The organism is Rhizobium sp. FG113, from assembly GCF_057809895.1.
The window spans coordinates 204602-220687 of sequence record NZ_JBMDKV010000006.1; the positions used below are offsets into that span (position 1 = coordinate 204602).

Annotated in this window: 16 protein-coding genes; 6 read left to right on the forward strand and 10 right to left on the reverse strand. The window is 61.2% G+C overall.

All coding sequences use genetic code 11. The features are described from left to right. The first annotated feature begins 1 nt into the window (after window position 1). The 5 genes from ACODTZ_RS17315 (at window position 2) to ACODTZ_RS17335 (ending at window position 4813) form a co-directional block, all read left to right on the forward strand. Window positions 2-706 (forward strand): DUF4405 domain-containing protein, encoded by a 705-nt coding sequence (locus tag ACODTZ_RS17315; RefSeq protein ID WP_489026952.1) that lies wholly within the window; start codon window positions 2-4, stop codon window positions 704-706. 27 nt (window positions 707-733) lie between these two features. Continuing rightward, window positions 734-1729: an alpha/beta hydrolase gene (locus tag ACODTZ_RS17320; RefSeq protein WP_489026953.1), complete on the forward strand. Its 996-nt coding sequence runs from the start codon at window positions 734-736 to the stop codon at window positions 1727-1729. A gap of 44 nt (window positions 1730-1773) precedes the next feature. Further along, the gene (locus ACODTZ_RS17325) at window positions 1774-2925 is read left to right on the forward strand and encodes an aldo/keto reductase (protein ID WP_489026954.1); all 1152 of its coding nucleotides are present in this window, start codon (window positions 1774-1776) and stop codon (window positions 2923-2925) included. Between the two features lie 144 nt (window positions 2926-3069). Then, window positions 3070-4380 carry an adenylate/guanylate cyclase domain-containing protein gene (locus ACODTZ_RS17330; protein ID WP_489026955.1) on the forward strand — a complete coding sequence of 437 codons (1311 nt, stop codon included), beginning with the start codon at window positions 3070-3072 and terminating at the stop codon, window positions 4378-4380. A 163-nt stretch (window positions 4381-4543) separates the two neighbouring features. Beyond that, window positions 4544-4813 carry a hypothetical protein gene (locus ACODTZ_RS17335; RefSeq protein WP_489026956.1) on the forward strand — a complete coding sequence of 90 codons (270 nt, stop codon included), beginning with the start codon at window positions 4544-4546 and terminating at the stop codon, window positions 4811-4813. A 339-nt stretch (window positions 4814-5152) separates the two neighbouring features. Here ACODTZ_RS17335 and ACODTZ_RS17340 read toward each other — a convergent pair whose 3' ends face one another. The 10 genes from ACODTZ_RS17340 to ACODTZ_RS17385 form a co-directional block, all read right to left on the reverse strand. Continuing rightward, complete coding sequence (locus ACODTZ_RS17340; RefSeq protein ID WP_489026957.1) at window positions 5153-6469, reverse strand: M20 family metallopeptidase; 1317 nt, start codon at window positions 6467-6469, stop codon at window positions 5153-5155. Between the two features lie 2 nt (window positions 6470-6471). Next, window positions 6472-7428, reverse strand: coding sequence for an ABC transporter permease (locus ACODTZ_RS17345; protein WP_489026958.1), 957 nt, complete (start codon window positions 7426-7428; stop codon window positions 6472-6474). Then, window positions 7428-8402 (reverse strand): ABC transporter permease, encoded by a 975-nt coding sequence (locus ACODTZ_RS17350; protein ID WP_489026959.1) that lies wholly within the window; start codon window positions 8400-8402, stop codon window positions 7428-7430. The genes ACODTZ_RS17345 and ACODTZ_RS17350 overlap by 1 nt, the downstream gene beginning before the upstream one ends. A gap of 18 nt (window positions 8403-8420) precedes the next feature. After that, window positions 8421-9407: an autoinducer 2 ABC transporter substrate-binding protein gene (locus tag ACODTZ_RS17355; protein ID WP_489026960.1), complete on the reverse strand. Its 987-nt coding sequence runs from the start codon at window positions 9405-9407 to the stop codon at window positions 8421-8423. 30 nt (window positions 9408-9437) lie between these two features. Beyond that, window positions 9438-10211, reverse strand: coding sequence for an ATP-binding cassette domain-containing protein (locus ACODTZ_RS17360; protein ID WP_489026961.1), 774 nt, complete (start codon window positions 10209-10211; stop codon window positions 9438-9440). A gap of 22 nt (window positions 10212-10233) precedes the next feature. After that, window positions 10234-11007, reverse strand: a complete 774-nt coding sequence (locus ACODTZ_RS17365; RefSeq protein WP_489026962.1) for a glutamine amidotransferase — start codon at window positions 11005-11007, stop codon at window positions 10234-10236. 39 nt (window positions 11008-11046) lie between these two features. Next, on the reverse strand, window positions 11047-12225 hold the full coding sequence (locus ACODTZ_RS17370) for a carbohydrate kinase family protein (protein ID WP_489026963.1): 1179 nt from the start codon (window positions 12223-12225) through the stop codon (window positions 11047-11049). 168 nt (window positions 12226-12393) lie between these two features. Beyond that, the gene (locus ACODTZ_RS17375; protein WP_489026964.1) at window positions 12394-13647 is read right to left on the reverse strand and encodes a Zn-dependent hydrolase; all 1254 of its coding nucleotides are present in this window, start codon (window positions 13645-13647) and stop codon (window positions 12394-12396) included. 13 nt (window positions 13648-13660) lie between these two features. Then, on the reverse strand, window positions 13661-14305 hold the full coding sequence (locus ACODTZ_RS17380; protein WP_489026965.1) for a TenA family protein: 645 nt from the start codon (window positions 14303-14305) through the stop codon (window positions 13661-13663). Window position 14306: 1 nt separating this feature from the next. After that, the gene (locus ACODTZ_RS17385; protein WP_489026966.1) at window positions 14307-15149 is read right to left on the reverse strand and encodes a BtpA/SgcQ family protein; all 843 of its coding nucleotides are present in this window, start codon (window positions 15147-15149) and stop codon (window positions 14307-14309) included. Window positions 15150-15174: 25 nt separating this feature from the next. On the opposite strand from ACODTZ_RS17385, the gene ACODTZ_RS17390 reads away from it, so the two are divergent. Next, on the forward strand, window positions 15175-16086 hold the full coding sequence (locus ACODTZ_RS17390; RefSeq protein WP_489026967.1) for a ribokinase: 912 nt from the start codon (window positions 15175-15177) through the stop codon (window positions 16084-16086).

A 16086-nucleotide genomic window follows, 5' to 3' on the forward strand; every position in this document is an offset into this window, starting at 1 on the left:
GATGACGTTGTCGATCCGCCTCTTGCTTGACTTCGTCGCTGTCGCGCTTGTCGTCCTGTGTCTCGCCTACTGGTGGCTTGGGAACTTGTCGCACGAAGCGTTTGGCACGACCCTATTCGGGCTCGTCATAGTCCATAACGTCTTTAACCGACGATGGTACGCAGGCGTGCGGAGAAACGTCTGGGACGCCGCACGGGTGTTGAACATTGTTACGATTGCCTGCCTTGCTGTGGCGATGGCAATCATGTTGATAACCAGCATTTTGATCTCCCGCGATCTGTTCCCATACTTCGCGTTGAGCGGGGCATTCGCTGTGCGCGAGATCCACATGTTTGCTGCCTACTGGTTGCTCATGATCCTGGCAGTGCACCTCGGCACGCGTTGGATGGTTGTGATGAACATCTGCCGAGGAGCCTTGCACATCGTCACGCCCAACGCCCTTCGTTCGAGCGCGCTCCGAATTGTAACCCTGGTTGTCGTCGTCTGGGGCATCCGCAGCTCCCTGGAAATGGGCTTTGGGCAAAAGCTCATGCTTACCTACACACTGGACATGTGGGACTTCAACGAGTCCACGCTGGGCTTTTTTGTGAACTACGGGTCGATCGTTGGTCTGTACGCCGCGATCACGCACTACGCCCTGGTGATGGTTCGCCGTCGTCGTAGGGCGCACGACGATCGAGATACCAGCGCATCAACCCGAACATAATCGTCCGCATCAAGGGGTTAGTCAGCAATGAACTATCTCAAGACCGCCATACTTGCGTCGCTTCCGATACTACTCGATCCCGGCGCAGCAAGAGCGGACGCCGCGCCGCTACAAATTGAACTTCGGGCCACCGAAGATCGGAGCGAATTGTCCGCCGACAGCACGATCGGTGATATCCTGCGCCACCCGGCCCTTTCCGAATTTGCTCGTATCATCCTGCCGTGGGACGATCGACACTACGACGAGGCAATCAAGCTTCACGATATAGGGGACTTGCTTCCGTACCATAGCAACGTCGACGTCCCCACTGTCGTCGCAGGACTAAACCGGATCATCAACGATCTCGCCGACGGAAGGCAGGTGCTCTACGACATCTACTCGGATGCAGAAAAATCGGCCGATCCTAGCAAGAGAAATACCGGTCTGCTCTTCTTCCGAGGCAACCCAGGTGCGCCTTTCGCACTGGTCGCGCCCGGCGGGGGCTTTGCGTACGTGGGCTCCGTCCATGAGGGATTCCCATACGCCGTGGATATCAATCGCCATGGCTACAACGCGTTCGTGCTAAAGTACCGGGTCGGTCAGGGAGGTGTGGTCGCGACACAGGATCTGGCAGCGGCGATCTCCTTTGTATTTGAGAGAAGCGCCGAGCTTGAGGTGACTACAGCCGGTTACTCGCTTTGGGGCAGCTCGGCGGGCGCACGCATGGCGGCAGCGATCGGTTCCCACGGAACTGCACGCTATGGCAGTGGCGAACTCCCCAAGCCGGCGACCGTTGTCATGGCGTATACGGCCCATTCCGACGTTGCCGAAGTAGAGCCGCCGACGTTCGTCGTCGTTGGCTCGGACGATGATATCGCGCCTCCCTCCTCGATGGAGAGACGGGTGGATGCGCTCCGGCGGCACGGCACTCCATTCCAATATCGGAAATACCCATCGATAGCTCATGGATTCGGAGCCGGCGTCGGAACGAGCGCCGAAGGCTGGATCGACGATGCCGCCAGTTTCTGGGAAGCGTCACGATGAACCGCGGAAATACATCAACATCACGGACAACGAAAGGGAAGCAGATGACAGAGAAGTCGGGAACTCTCAACCGTCGAGGGCTATTGCTCGCAGCCGGCGGCCTCGCAGCGGCATCACAGGTCGGCACCGCGTTGGCTCAATCATCGGCTACAACCGCATCGCCCGTTGCGACGCCGGCGGCAGCGATTGGCCGACGCAAACTCGGTTCGCTGGAGGTATCGAGCATAGGACTCGGGGTTCAGAACATGAGCCGCACTTATCAACAGACGATCCCAACCCGCGCGGAGATGCATAACATCATCCGCACTGCTTTTGACCAGGGCCTGACATTCTACGATGCGGCCGAAGCCTACGGTCCGCTCGAGGTCGAACGAATTCTTGGTGAAGGCGTCGAACCGTTCCGCAATCAGGTCGTGATCGCCACCAAGTTTGGCTGGAATATTGACCCGGAGACCGGTGAGCGCAAACCCGGATTGAATAGCCGCCCAGATCACATCAAAGTAGCCGTCGATGCCATGCTGAAGCGACTTCGAACAGACCGCATCGATCTTCTGTACCAACATCGCGTCGATCCTCAGGTTCCGATCGAAGATGTCGCCGGTGCGGTGAAAGACCTTATGGACCAAGGGAAGGTATTGCACTGGGGCCTTTCGGAAATGGGCCTGAATACCATGCGTCGCGCGCATGCGGCCGTTCCTCTGACGGCGGTACAGTGCGAATACTCAATGCTATGGCGTGGCCCGGAAAAGAAAGCGATTCCCGTCTGCGAAGAACTTGGCGTCGGGTTCGTGCCGTGGAGCCCGTTGGGCGTTGGATTCCTCAATGGTGCAATCGACGCCCGGACTACATTCGCTAGTGGTGACATCCGTGGCGTCGAAGGACGCTTCGCGCCGGACAACCTGCCAAACAATCTGGCGCTCGTCGAACTTCTCAAGACGTGGGCAGAACGCAAGCAAGCGAGACTTGGTCAGGTCGCCTTGGCATGGTTGCTCGCTCAAAAACCTTGGATTGTACCAATCCCCGGCACCACGCAGATGGCCCACATGCTCGAGAACATTGGAGCCCCAAGTATTTCTTTCTCGGCAACGGAGATCGCCGAACTGAATTCAGCGGTAACCGCCATTGAAATCAAGGGGGCAAGACTCCCAGATGTCGTTCAAGCGTTTTCGGACGTCGAAGCACCCGCTAAGTCGTAACCGACGACCAGGAGGCTCGCGGCGACCCGACCGCGAGCTCCTTCCCGACGACGCCTTGGCGTGCACGACATAGGTTTGAGGTCCTCCTTTCCCGTAGTACGTTAGCAAACTAGGGCTGATCCTCTTATCGCCTCGGAGACAGACTTGGAGATTGCAACCTCAAATCTGGACGGGCCTATCGACAGTGCCCTCGCCTCGGCCGAACGGAGAGGATTCAAGCTTGCCGTGTACGGTCGAACGGCGGCCGCGATGATGATGGCGGGGGCTGCACTCTGGGGTTACTACTTTCCGAACAATCTTTGGATCGCTGGCTTGTTCGTCGTATTTGCCGCCATCGGCCTCGCCCCACTGGCGGCGGTGGGCACCAAAAGTGAGATACCAGCTCGCTTCGCGTTCTTCGCAATGGATGCAGTGATCATCTCTATCGTGATATCGTTCGCGCCACTGAGCAGCGGTGACAATGTCCCGCAGAACTTGGTCTTCCTGACGAGCAGGGTTCACTTCTACTATATCGTGATAATCGCCTCGGTGCTGACCTTGTCACCGCGTCTTGTGATATGGACAGGCGCCTGGTCAGTTGCCGGCCTCGTAGCGTCGATCGCCTGGATAATTTCCAACATCCCGGACTTTCTGAGCTATGAAGACCTTCCTGTTGCCCCCAACAGGGATGCCTTCTATTCTATTGTCCTCAGCCCTAGGTTCCTAGGCATAGCCTCCCGGCTACAAGAGATTCTCATAATCGGCGCGGTCACCGGAATCGCAGCGCTGGCGGTTCATCGAGCAAGGCATGTCGCAGCAGCGAGAGCTGTCGCGGAGAGCGGCCGCCGAAGCATGCAGCGGATTTTCGGAAAGTATGTTCCCTCCCATGTTGTCCAGGAACTCGCGTTGAACGAGGGCTATCTGCGACCACAGATGCGCGACGCCACCCTGCTGTTCGTCGACGTGAAAGGCTTTACCTCGATTGCAGAAAGACTACCTCCGGAGGCGCTAATTTCCGTCTTGAATGAGCTGTTTTCGGCCACGGGGGCGGTGATCGCCAGAAATGGCGGCTTGGTTGTAAACTATATGGGAGATGCCTTCGTCGCGTCCTTCAACGCGCCACTTCCTGTCGAGAACCATGCGGAGCGGGCAATTCTCTCGGCACGTGATATCCTCACACTCGCGGATGAGCGAGAATTCGGCGGCCATAAACTCGGCCTGCGCATCGGCGTCGCAAGCGGGCCAGTTGCCGCTGGTACGGTGGGGAGCGACGAGAGGCTATCCTATACTCTCTACGGCGACACCGTGAACATCGCGCAGAGGCTCGAAGCGCTGAACAAAGAGTACGGTACAAGCTGTCTTCTGAGCGGCGAAACAGCAGCCGCAGCCGGCAACGCTGCCAGGCTCAAATACTTCGGGTCGACTTGTGTCCGGAACAGACACAAGGAGATTGATCTGTACGTGCTGACAGATTGATCCAATTTCCGCGTTAAGTATTCACCTTCTTCCGGAACATCGTTTTTATGCAATTCAAATTCCTTACAACGCCAGCCGAGAACGGTACAGCACCACGGTCGCGGCAGCTATATTTAGCCCTTCCTCATTGAGCACCTGACGGCACAAGCACGGCGATGCATCGTTGGCGCGTATGGGCAATCTCTACGCCAACATCGCACAGCTCTCGCGGGATGAGGACATTGCATCGGCATTCGAAATGATCGAGCATCCAGCCGCTCGGCAACTTGACGCGCCATATGGCATTTCCGTTGGTGACGACCCGATCTTCGTCCTTCTGGATACGCCAAGCTCGATCGACGCAATACGCGAGATCGCCCGTCCGACCGCCGGCTGGAAGAATGGCAGAATGAGTTTCGACAACGGCCGGCCTAGAATTCACAAAACGCTGTAAAGCTGTTGAGGGAAACAGCCAGCGGAAACTCCGGCAAAGCCCCAGAAGGCTCTGAATCGTTGTTAGGGAAATCGCCCTCCAAAAGAGGCCGACCGCCGACGTCGCAATGACGAAGAAATCAAGAATTTGCAGTTCTTAAAGGGACGCGAACCATCGATCCGCGAAGGTAATGCAATTATATAGCGTACACGCCGATGTTCTGGGTCTCGCCTCGAACGAAGAAAACTCTCGCTTTTCGTTACGGCCAACCGAGCTCACTTTTTGATTTTGCTGGCAGTCGGCTTTAGGCTACCGATCGCCTCCTAACAGAAAGCGATCGGTGATCGTCGGGACCTTCTCTCAGCCACACCATTTCTGCACGGCAAGCGCAATGGCCTTTGTGCAGTCGATCAAATCACGCACGGAGACCCGCTCGTTAGGCTGATGCGCTTGCGCAGGATCGCCCGGACCGAAATTGACGGTCGGCGTGTTGCCGAGTCCGGTCGGCAGGCCGATATCGCTATGAGCGCCGAATCCCGACAATGCCGGCGACAGGCCGGCCGTCTCCGCTGCCTGCTGGAAGACGGACACGAAGGGACTATCTGCCGGGATTTCGGCGCAATCGGCGTCGAGAATCCACTGGACGCGGGCAGGATGCTCTCGCAGATAGGGATCTGCCTGGCAGACGTTTCGAACGTGCTCTTCGATCTCGCGCTTAACATTACCGCCGAGCGCAAACTCGTCCTTTTCGCTCGGCAGATATTGCGCGTCGATGATGATTTCAGCACGGCCGGCCATCGAGGACGGATGCTCCCCGGCGGTCATCTGGGTAACGATGATCTGGTTCGGCAGGTCCATCAGCGGATGGTTCTTCTGCGGATCGAACATCCAGCGCCGGTTGAGGATATCGATACCATCAAGCATCTGGCGGCAGAGTTGCACCGCATCGACCGGGCCGCTCGTATACCAAGAGTTCGGCGTCAGCTCCGCGTGGCCGCCGATCCCATCGATGATGATCCTGCCCCAGAGGATGCCGTGGCAGAGTGGTGCGATGCGGTTCGCGGTCGGCTCCGTCATGATGCCGGCATCAGCCTTGAAGCCGCGGTCGACCATGGCGAGCGAGCCCATGCCGCCGATCTCCTCGTCGACAACGGTGGTGAAAACGACATCGCCCTTCAGTTCGACGCCCATCTCCTTGAGGATTTCGACCGCCATCAGCATGCAGGCGACGCCACCCTTCATGTCGACCGTGCCGCGGCCATGCAGAAAACCGTCCTTCAGCACCGGCACGAATGGGTCGGTCGTCCAGTGCTCGACCGCTCCCGGCGGAACCACGTCGATATGGCCGGTCAGCATGATCGAGCGGCCCTCGCCGGTGCCCTTCAGCGTGCCGCCGAGATTAGGGCGCCCCTCGAAGGTGCGGCCCTTGTTGGCGCCAGGGCGACCCTCGTACTTGGCATAAAGTGCTGGACCATCCGGATCCCAGAGGTCGGTGGTGAAGCCGAGTGCTTCCAGCCGCTTCTGCAGATAGAGCTGGCAGTCACGCTCGCCGGGGCCGGCTTCCTTCGGGTTCGACTTGACGATTGACGGGAAGGACACGAGGTCGCTCAACGTCCCTACGATCCGGTCCTGCGCCGCCTCGACGCGTTCGGCAATCTGTTCTTCTAAGGATGGCATGCTTAACTCCAGCGTTTTGAAAGGCGTTCGATGAGGAGGACGGCGATCAGCAGTGCACCGACGATGCCGACCTGCCATACGGTGTTGACGTTGAGTTGCAGAAGCCCGGTCTTCAACGTGACGAGCAGGATCACGGCGGCGATGACGCCGCCCACCCCACCGACGCCGCCCGTGATGGCGACACCGCCGAGCATGACAGCCGTCAACGATTCAAGCTCCAGGTTCTGCCCGATATTGGGCCTGCCGCTTCCGAGCCAGGCAAGAGACACTAGCCCCGCCACACCGGCAAGAAGGCCGCTCAGGCCGTAGACAAGAAGCCGGGCGCGATCGACCGGAATACCGACCAGCCGCGCCGAGCGCTCGTTGAAACCCATAGCGAACAGCCACCGCCCCCAGGCGCTGCAGAGAAGCAGCACGGCGGCAACGGCGAAGACCGGCACGACAAGGGTCACGAAGGGCATCGGCAGGGAAAGCACCGCGCCACGGCCCCACGGTAGCAGCCAACCCGGCACGCCGGACTGCGCCGCACCACCGGTCAATGCCAGCGCAAGGCCGGAATAGATGAAGAGCGTGCCGAGTGTCGCGATCAACGGCAGGATCTTCAACCGGGTCACCAGCAGGCCATTGAAGAGCCCCAGCAGCAGCCCGGCAAAGACACAGGCGAGCGGCAGCAGGCTCGGCTGCAGGCCGGCCTTGACGGCGAGCATGGCGAGCACCACCGACAGCGACATGGTGCCGCCGACCGACAGATCGATACCGGCGCCGCCGGCCAGGATGACGAGGCACTGCCCGAGCGAGACCAGCGCCAGAATCGTCGAGAATTGCAGCACGGTCGTGACCGTCGACGCACTGAACATGGTCGGTCGAAGGGCCGCGAAGAGCAGGATGACGACAATCCACAACAGGGCGAGCAGCACGAGGATGCGGTTGGAGCCCAAGAGCTTTAGAAGGTTTCTCATCACGACATCCACTTCGCCTTGAATTCACCGATGCGCGAGGCCGGCATCTCGAACGCGAGCACGCCGATCAGAAGCACGCCCGTGACAACTGGCTGCCAGAGCGACGGTACGCCGATCAGAAGCAGGCCGTTCTGCAGGATGCGGAGCAGGATGACGCCGAGCGCCGTGCCGAGAAGGCTGCAGCGGCCGCCCATGATGCTGGTGCCGCCAAGGACCACTGCGGCGATGGCATCGAGCGCCAGCGTGCTGCCGATCGCCATTTCTACGTTGCGATAATTCGCCACGTAGAAGCTCGCGGCCAATCCGGTCAGCGTACCGCTGATGACGAAGGTCGCGATCCTGACCTTGGCCACCGGCACGCCCGAAAGCCGCGCCTTCTCCTCAGCATTGCCGATCGACAGCAGATGCGGTCCGTAGGGCGTGTGGCGAAGCGCGAGCCAGACGACGAGATAGGCGAGCGCGATGACGATAACCGATAGCGGCAGGCCGAAAATGGTGCTGGACAGGAGTTGAGTCAGCCCGACGGGCAGGCCCGAAAGCCATTGCCCGCCAAGCAGCGCGAAGATCCCCATGCGATAGACGCCGAGGAGACCGAGCGTGCCGACGATCGCCGGCACCCGGCCAAGAACGACGACGAGCGCCGTCACCAGACCGAGAACCGCACCGGCCGCCGGGCCGATCAAAAGGCCAAGCACCGGTGCCACCGACGCCAGCAGGCCATGGGCGACGGCGATGGCGGCAAGCCCCATGAGGATGCCGATCGAAACGTCGATGCTGCCCATCGCCAGCAGCAGGGTCATGCCGAGACCGGCCAGAATCAACTCCGTGCTGTTGCGGGCGATGGTCGCCGCATTGCCTGCCGTCGCGAAATATGGTGACGCGACAGAAAATACGATCGAAGCGAGAATGGCGGCGCCAAGCAGCGCCCATTCACGTCCGCCAATGGCGAGAAGACGTGGACTTGACTGTCGCATCACGGATTTTACCTGGCCTTAGAAGTCGAACTTGTCGACGTTTTCGGCGGTAAAGGCGGCCGGAGGGCCGAGCAGCAGGATGCCGCTGTCGGCATTGTAGGTGACCGGCGAGGTGAAGCCCGGAACGGTGTTTTCAGCCGCGAAAGGCTTGCCGTCGATCAGCTGCTTTCCGGCCCAGACCGTCAGGTAGCCAAGCTGTGCCGGATCCCACAGGACCGAGAAGCCGAAGGAGCCGCTCTTGATATAGGCGCGGGCCGTGTTCGGGCTGCAATAGCCGGTACCGATGACGGAGCCGATCTTGCCTGCCGTCTCGATCGCCTGGGCCACACCCGGGCAAGTCGAGGAGGCAACCGCGATGATGCCCTTGATATCGGGGTTCGCGGTCATCAGGTCGCCTGATATCTGCGCGGCGCGCTGGGCGGTGCCGCCAGCGAACTGCGGTTCGAGCAACGTCAGCTTTGGATACTTTTCCTTCGCCCGCTTCTGCATGAAGTCGATCCAGGCGTTGAGGTTGGACGCCGTCGCCTCGCCCGAAACGATCCCGATCTTGGCGTCCTCGCCGACGCGCTTGACCATTTCGTCAATGATCGAATTGCCGAGGCCTTCGTCGGTCGCCTGCGCGACATAGACAGCGCGGCCGCTGTCGGGGGCATCGCTGTCGCTGGTGAAGAGCTTAACGCCCTTCGCCTTGGCGGCTTCGACGACCGGGGCAATGGCGGAAGCGTCGAGCACGCTGACGGAGACGGCGCTGACGCCTTGGTCGATAAGGTTCTGGACGATCTGCAGCTGGTCGACCGGATTGGTATCGACCGGGCCCGAATAGATGAAATCGACGCCGAGTTCTTGCGCCGCGCGCTTGCCACCGGCTTCCATGGCGTTGAAATAGGGAATGCCGATCAGCTGCGGCACAAAGGCCACCTTCGGCTTGTCCTGCGCAAAAGCGGAGGAAGCAAGCGCGAGCGTCAGTGCGGATACGGCGAGAACTGTTTTGAACTTCGGAAACATGGGATCCTCTCTGGAACGGTTTGACGCGCTTTATTGGTTGTTTTGTTCAAGCGCCCGCACGTCGGGATGAGCGCCTGTGATGAGGGAGACGATTTCTTCGGGGTTGGTCTCTTCCTTCCGCCGCTCGGCGACCTTTCGGCCGCGGCGGAAGACGACCATGCGGTCGGCGACCTCGAAGACATCGGCAATGTTGTGGCTGATCAACACGACCGCGCAGCCGCGTTCTGCAAGCTTGCGGGTGAGCTGCAGCACCTTGCGGGTCTCGGCAACGGCAAGTGCGGCCGTCGGTTCGTCCATGATGACGAGCTTGGCGTTGAGGTTGAGCGCCCGGCAGATCGCAACGGCCTGGCGCTGCCCGCCCGAGAGACTGCCGACAGGCGCCTGCGGGTCGGAGATGTGGGCGTCCAGCTCGTGCAGCAGGCCATCGACCCGCTCGCGCATCGCCTTGCGCCGCAGGAACGGAACCCCGAGAACCGAGCGCTTGAGCTCTCGCCCTAGAAAGACGTTTTCCGAGATCGACAGGTTTTCCGACAGCGCGAGCTCCTGGAAAATCGTCGCGATGCCGGAGCTTGCCGCGTCCTTGGGCGAGGAGAAATGGACGGGCTCGCCTTCGACCAGCAAGTCGCCATCGCTCTGCGGATGAGCGCCGGCCAGGATCTTGATGAAGGTGGACTTGCCAGCTCCGTTGTCGCCGAGCAGGGCCAGAACCTCGCCGCCGTTGATCTCGAGATCAACGCCCCTTAGCGCGGTGAGCGCGCCGAAGCGTTTGGTGATCCCGGTCGCGCGCAGAAATGGAACATTCATGGTGCTTGTCCTTCGCGGCTGATCACTTGGCCTGGCTCGCCCAGCGCAAGATGTTCTTCCAGATCGTCGCGTAGCCGGGCCAGGCAACGAACTCGTTCGGAACCCAGTGCGGACCGATATCCGACGTCCAGGCGACGGTGCGACCCTTGCCATAGCTACCGGTGACGAGAAGCGGATGACCGCCTTCTTCCTCGGGCAGAGTGGCCAGAACCTCGATGCCATTGCCGTCCTTGACGACAACCTCGTTGGCGCCAAGGAGCAGCGGCCATTCGCCTTCGACGCCTTCGAGGATCGGATGGGTTGCAACGCCGGCGACGACGGCCTTGAAGCCCTCAGGTATCTCCAGACGGTCGTCGTAGGGCAAGCAGGTGACGGGCAGCGCTTCCTCGACCGGCGTGCGGCGCCAGCGCGCCTTGCCATCAATGCCCTGGAAGGAGAAGTAGCCGCCAGCCATGACGAGGCCGCCACCGGCCTTCGTCCATTCGCGGATGAGCTTCAGCCGATTGGGAACGGGCTTGCCGTGCAGCCATACGGCCGGCGGCAGGAGCAGCGAGTTGGCGCCGATATCGGACAGGAGGATAACCTGGTATTCCGACAGCCCCTCCAGCGTGAAGGGGAATTTCTCGACGCAATCATGCGCCGTCAGGTAGGTAATCTCGAACTCGTCGCCCTGAAGGGCGGCGACCAGCGGTTCGGCGCCCAGATGGAAGGTCACGCTGCCGAACTGGTCGAACCCCTTGTAATGGGTCGCCGAGCTGACCCAGCTCTCCCCAACCAGCAAAACCTTCGTTACCATGTCCATCTCCTTGTCTTTTCAGTCATGTCGTTTCGAAAATTATCCAGCCTTGGCCTCTACGGCCGACAGCAGTGCCTCGAGTTCCCCGGCGCTCGCCGTACGACCCTGCGCGCCTTCGGCCGTCGTCGTCAGGCTGGCGCCGACGGCGGCGTGGCGCGCGGCATCGACCAGCGGCCGTCCGTGCAGCCAGAGGCTGAGGAAAATTCCGGCGAAAGCATCGCCCGCGCCGGTCGCATCGATCCGGCTCACCGGCAGCGCCGGCACCTCAATTGGCGGGCCACCGATCTTGCGGAAAACCACGGCGCCGAATTCGCCGAGGGTCAACACGACGTCGCCGCGCCGCTTTACCCGAGCGATGGTGCGCGCTGCTTCCTCGATCATCGAAGCAAGCGGCGTGCGGATGGCGTAGATCTCGCGCAGCGTATCGTCATTGATGAAGGTCAGGTCGACCTGGCCGATCATGTGCTCGAAGGCCTCCGGATTGCGCGACCCCTCCGGCAAGCCGGCAGTGTGAAGGCTGACATTCCAGCCTGCCTCGTGGAACCGGGCGATAGACGGCATCATGCGTTCGTAGTGGAAGCCCTCGATATGGACGCAGGAGCGAACCCGGCCGGGGGTAATATCCATGTTGGCGGTAAGATCGATCTCGCTGAGCTCGAAGGTCTCGTGAATGATCGTGCGGCTGCCATTGGCCTCGATGATGACCATGGCGCGCGGCAGGCGGTTCTTGCCCGGCCGACGGATTGGCAGCACGTTGACGCCATGCGCCATCAGTTCGGCCATCGCCCACTCGCTGTCGGCATCGTCGCCAACGGCCGTCGCAAGATCGACCTGAAGCCCGTAAGGCGTGCCGACGGCCGCGGCAGCGACGGCAAGGTTGGCAGCCGGGCCGCCGAGCGCCTTGTCGATATGGCTTGCGGCGACGCGGTCGTCACGGTGCGGCAGGACCTGCACGCGGCAGAGATAATCGACGCAGATATGGCCGACGACGAGCAGGCGAGGATTGCCCTCCGCCGCCTTGACCTTGCGCGCCGACATCATCGGCAGCGACCGCGCAAACACGCTTGGGCGATAGGCAAGCTTCTGAATAGTTGCCTGAATTTTGTCGGCGGTCTCCGCTTTGACCGGCACCGTCCCGTTGAGGAAATTGGACACGGTGCCGACCGAAACTCCGGCGGAGCGCGCAACATCCGTAATAGTGGGACGGCCTTTTTTCATTGTTTTCCTGCCAATTGAAGCGCTTCAAGCGTATGGGCGAGTTTGGCGATCGTCAAAGAAACGATATTCCAATATCTATCGAAAGCCCTGCCTAAATACCGGCAATTGGACGAATAATTGGAAATATTCCCTTCGAATTGTCCGAATTGAAAATATTTCAATCCAGATTTACGGCTGTCCGCTTTCGCTCTCGCCGGCAATCTCAAGCGTCGCCTGTGCCAGCACTTCGCAGCCGATGCCGGCATGCGCGGGCTCGACATATTCGGCTTCGTTATGACTGAGCCCATCGCGGCACGGAACGAAAATCATAGCGGCCGGTGCGACGCGATTGACGAACAACGCGTCATGGAAAGCCCCTGACAGCATCGCCGCGCTTTTGACCTTGCGCGCGGCGGCGGCCCGCTCGATCGCCTGCTGCAGCGCATCTGAAAAAATACAGGGTGCCATATCGAAGGATCGCGTGATTTCGGCGTTGCAGCGCTGCCGCCTCGCCTCCTCGGTGATGCACGAGGTCACAAGCCATTCGATATCATCCAGCCGCGATTGTTCTGGATGGCGCATGTCGATTGTGCAGCGGGCCCGATCCGGGATCGCGTTGACCGAACCCGGTCCGGCCGAAATGCGTCCGACTGTGAATCTTGCGTCCGGATCATCAGGCATCACCGTCTCGTATAGGCTCGACAAGGCGTCAGTCAGCGCCCGCAGCGGGTCACGGCGATAGGACAATCCCGTCGTACCGGCATGCGCCGTCTGGCCCGTGACCGCCACATCCAGCCAACGCGTGCCCTGAATGCCCTTGACCACGCCGATCGGAATTTCGTTTGCCTCGAGCGAAGGCCCCTGCTCGATATGGACTTCGATATAGGCGTGAACCGAAAAACCGAGCGGACGCATCTCGGCCTCCGGCAAGCTCGCGATCGTCAACGCCAACTCCTCGGCAAAACTGGCGCCATCGGTGGCGACCTTGCCCTGCCAGGCGGCGGGGATCTCGCCGGCAGAAAAGGCCATGGAGCCCATGCAACCCGGCGCGAAGCGGCACCCCTCCTCGTTGGTCCATGAGACCACAACAACGGGGCGTTCCGTCTCGATGCCGGCATCTTCCAGGCTCTCCAGCACTTCGAAGGCGGACAGCGTCCCCAACGCGCCGTCGAACCGGCCGCCGGCCGGCTGGCTGTCGAGGTGACTGCCGATGACAACAGGCGCCGCCGTGTCGTCCCGGCCTTTGCGCCGAATGAAAAGGTTTGCCATCGGGTCCTGGAAAACGAGGAACCCCCTCGCCTGCGCAAGCTCGCCCAGAAGCCGCCGCGCGCGACGGTCGCCTTCCGTCAACGCTTGCCGATTGACGCCGCCATTAGCCGTTCCGCCGATGGCGGCAAAAGCTGCGAGCCGGGCATTGAGACGATCGCCGTCGATATCGAGCATGGGATGGATTACCTCAGAGATAGGGAGCGTCGTGGAAGGCGATTTCCAGTGCCTGCGCGCGGCCGAAGATGGCACTGAGGCGAGACCGCTTCACCGTGCTCATGCCCTCGCCGGCCATATCGAGCTCCGCCTTCAGCCACAGCGCTTGGGCGGCGAAGTCTTCGTGCGCGTGCAGGTCCACCCACGCCTTGAGCAGCGGATCGCTCATCGTGCAACGGGCAGCCTCCTTCGACCACGTCCAGTACATCCACTCGGCGGCGAACATCGCCGCGACGGTATCAAGGTAGCCGCCATCGCGGCAGATCGTCAGCATACCGTCGCGGAACGCCGCCACTTCGGGCATCGCCGTGTTATAGGCCGCAGGATCGATGCCGCGCTCGGCAAAGGTCTTTTCGAAATAGGCGATCTGTTGGTTGGCCAGCGCATCCAGAACGCCGATCAGCCACCGCTTCTGGACGATCGTCTCTGCCTTGGCGGCGGCAAAGGCGAAGATCGAAATTGCGGTATCCACGAAGGCGCCCTCGAACACGAGGTAGCGCTCGAAAACCTCCTTCGAAAGTCGGTTGGCCTTGATGTCCTCTACGAAGCGATGGTTGACCATCGCATCTAGGACGGCGGCATTTTCACGCAGGATTTGCTCGGAGAGGGTCTCGCTCATATCAGGCCTCCAGACCCGGACGCGCCGCTTCGACGAAGGCTTTGACGCGGGCGAGTTCCACTGGATTCCACCAGACGCCGCCTTCCTTCAGCGATGAGGCGACGATGACGCCGTTGGTGCGCTTCAGGATTTCGACGATGTTGTCCTTGGTAACGCCGGAACCGACGAGCAGCGGCAGGTGGGTCGCCGCACCGATGGTATCGATCTCTTCCACGGTCGCAGAATTGCCGGTGCGCTGGCCGGTGGCAATCACCACGTCGGCGTCGAAGAAGGCGAGATCGCGGGTCAGTTCCTCGATCGTCCGGTCGGCGGTGATCGCATGCGCGCCATGCTTCACATGGCTGTCTGCGAAGACCTTGATGTGCTCGGCACGCAGGGCCGAACGATAGCGCATCGCCTCGGCCGCACGGCCTTCCATGAAGCCTTCGTTGGCGACATAGGCGTTGGCCCACTGGTTGACGCGAATGAACTTGGCGCCGCCAGCCATGGCGATGGCAAACGCCGGAATCGGCGCGTTGGCAAGCACGTTGATGCCCATCGGAATGCCCGTGGCGCGACCGATCCGGTCGGTGACAACAGACATGAAGGCGGATGTCTCGGGGCCGATATCGTCGGGCTTGGAGAAGGGAATATCGCCATGGTTCTCAATGATCAGACCGTGCAGCCCGCCTTCAACCAGCGCCTCCGCATCGCGCATCGCCACGTCGTAGATCGCGTCGACACTCGTGCCTCGATAGCGAGGGGCGCCGGGAAAGGGCGAGCAATGGATCATCCCGATCAGTGCCTTGTCAGTGCCGAATATTTCCCTTATGGCGCTTGAATTATTATCCGAAATCGTCTGCATTTTCATTTCCTTTCGAAGGCCAGCCATGCCTGCCAATGTTCGTGCTCATGTCATCGGTAACGTCGCTGTCGACGAAACCATATCCGTGTCAACAATGCCGGAAGCCGGAGCTTCGATCCTCGGCCGCGAAGAAACGCGCGACCTTGGCGGCAAGGGTGCGAACCAGGCGGTGGTCATGGCGCGCACCGGCCTCCCCACCACCCTCGTCGCGGCCGTGGGCGAGGATTTCCGCGCCCAGACCATTCGCAATCAAATGGCGCCGGAACCGGTTGAGGCCAAGCTGATCGCGCTTGCCGGACGTTCCAGCGACTTCTCCATCATTTTCACCACGCCCGATGGCGAAAACGCCATCGTCACCACCACCGATTCAGCCGGCTCGCTGACGCCGGAAGAAGCCATCGCCGCGCTCGACACCGCCGCTGCCGGCGACCTCATGGTCCTGCAGGGCAATCTGAACGCGGCAACCACGCTCGGCCTGCTTCAGGAAGCCCGCCGCCGTGGCCTCGTCACAGCCTTTAACCCCTCGCCTCTAAGGCCCTATTTCGGCGACTTCTGGCCGCTGGTCGACATCGCCTTCCTGAACCGAGGCGAGGCGGAAAGCCTCACCGGTTCGTCCGACACAGCAGCGACCGAAAAGCTGCTGCAGTCAGGGGTCCGCCACGTTGTTCTGACGCTTGGCAGCGACGGAGCGCTGCTGGCAAGCCGTTCGGCGGCGATTGCCACCATCCCGGCCATAGCCACCAGGGCGATCGACACCACAGGCGCCGGCGACACTTTCATGGCCGTGGCGCTGGCGTCAGCCGCTTTGCGCGGCGTCAAACTCGACACCCGCGCCATCGGCCATGCCGCATCCGCCTCCGCTCTGACCGTCAGCCGCCGCGGCACCCGTTCGGCTTTCCCGACCAGCGAGGAACTTCGGGCGATCCTGGCGCGCTGA

What these genes read in the sequence shown, in the direction of transcription:
- ACODTZ_RS17375 (WP_489026964.1), bottom strand. Translation starts at nt 13,647, where the DNA reads ATGCTCGATATCGACGGCGATCGTCTCAATGCCCGGCTCGCAGCTTTT.
- ACODTZ_RS17385 (WP_489026966.1), bottom strand. Translation starts at nt 15,149, where the DNA reads ATGCAGACGATTTCGGATAATAATTCAAGCGCCATAAGGGAAATATTC.
- ACODTZ_RS17340 (WP_489026957.1), bottom strand. Translation starts at nt 6,469, where the DNA reads ATGCCATCCTTAGAAGAACAGATTGCCGAACGCGTCGAGGCGGCGCAG.
- ACODTZ_RS17325 (WP_489026954.1), top strand. Translation starts at nt 1,774, where the DNA reads ATGACAGAGAAGTCGGGAACTCTCAACCGTCGAGGGCTATTGCTCGCA.
- ACODTZ_RS17350 (WP_489026959.1), bottom strand. Translation starts at nt 8,402, where the DNA reads ATGCGACAGTCAAGTCCACGTCTTCTCGCCATTGGCGGACGTGAATGG.
- ACODTZ_RS17320 (WP_489026953.1), top strand. Translation starts at nt 734, where the DNA reads ATGAACTATCTCAAGACCGCCATACTTGCGTCGCTTCCGATACTACTC.
- ACODTZ_RS17315 (WP_489026952.1), top strand. Translation starts at nt 2, where the DNA reads ATGACGTTGTCGATCCGCCTCTTGCTTGACTTCGTCGCTGTCGCGCTT.
- ACODTZ_RS17360 (WP_489026961.1), bottom strand. Translation starts at nt 10,211, where the DNA reads ATGAATGTTCCATTTCTGCGCGCGACCGGGATCACCAAACGCTTCGGC.
- ACODTZ_RS17370 (WP_489026963.1), bottom strand. Translation starts at nt 12,225, where the DNA reads ATGAAAAAAGGCCGTCCCACTATTACGGATGTTGCGCGCTCCGCCGGA.
- ACODTZ_RS17345 (WP_489026958.1), bottom strand. Translation starts at nt 7,428, where the DNA reads ATGAGAAACCTTCTAAAGCTCTTGGGCTCCAACCGCATCCTCGTGCTG.
- ACODTZ_RS17355 (WP_489026960.1), bottom strand. Translation starts at nt 9,407, where the DNA reads ATGTTTCCGAAGTTCAAAACAGTTCTCGCCGTATCCGCACTGACGCTC.
- ACODTZ_RS17380 (WP_489026965.1), bottom strand. Translation starts at nt 14,305, where the DNA reads ATGAGCGAGACCCTCTCCGAGCAAATCCTGCGTGAAAATGCCGCCGTC.
- ACODTZ_RS17365 (WP_489026962.1), bottom strand. Translation starts at nt 11,007, where the DNA reads ATGGTAACGAAGGTTTTGCTGGTTGGGGAGAGCTGGGTCAGCTCGGCG.
- ACODTZ_RS17390 (WP_489026967.1), top strand. Translation starts at nt 15,175, where the DNA reads ATGCCTGCCAATGTTCGTGCTCATGTCATCGGTAACGTCGCTGTCGAC.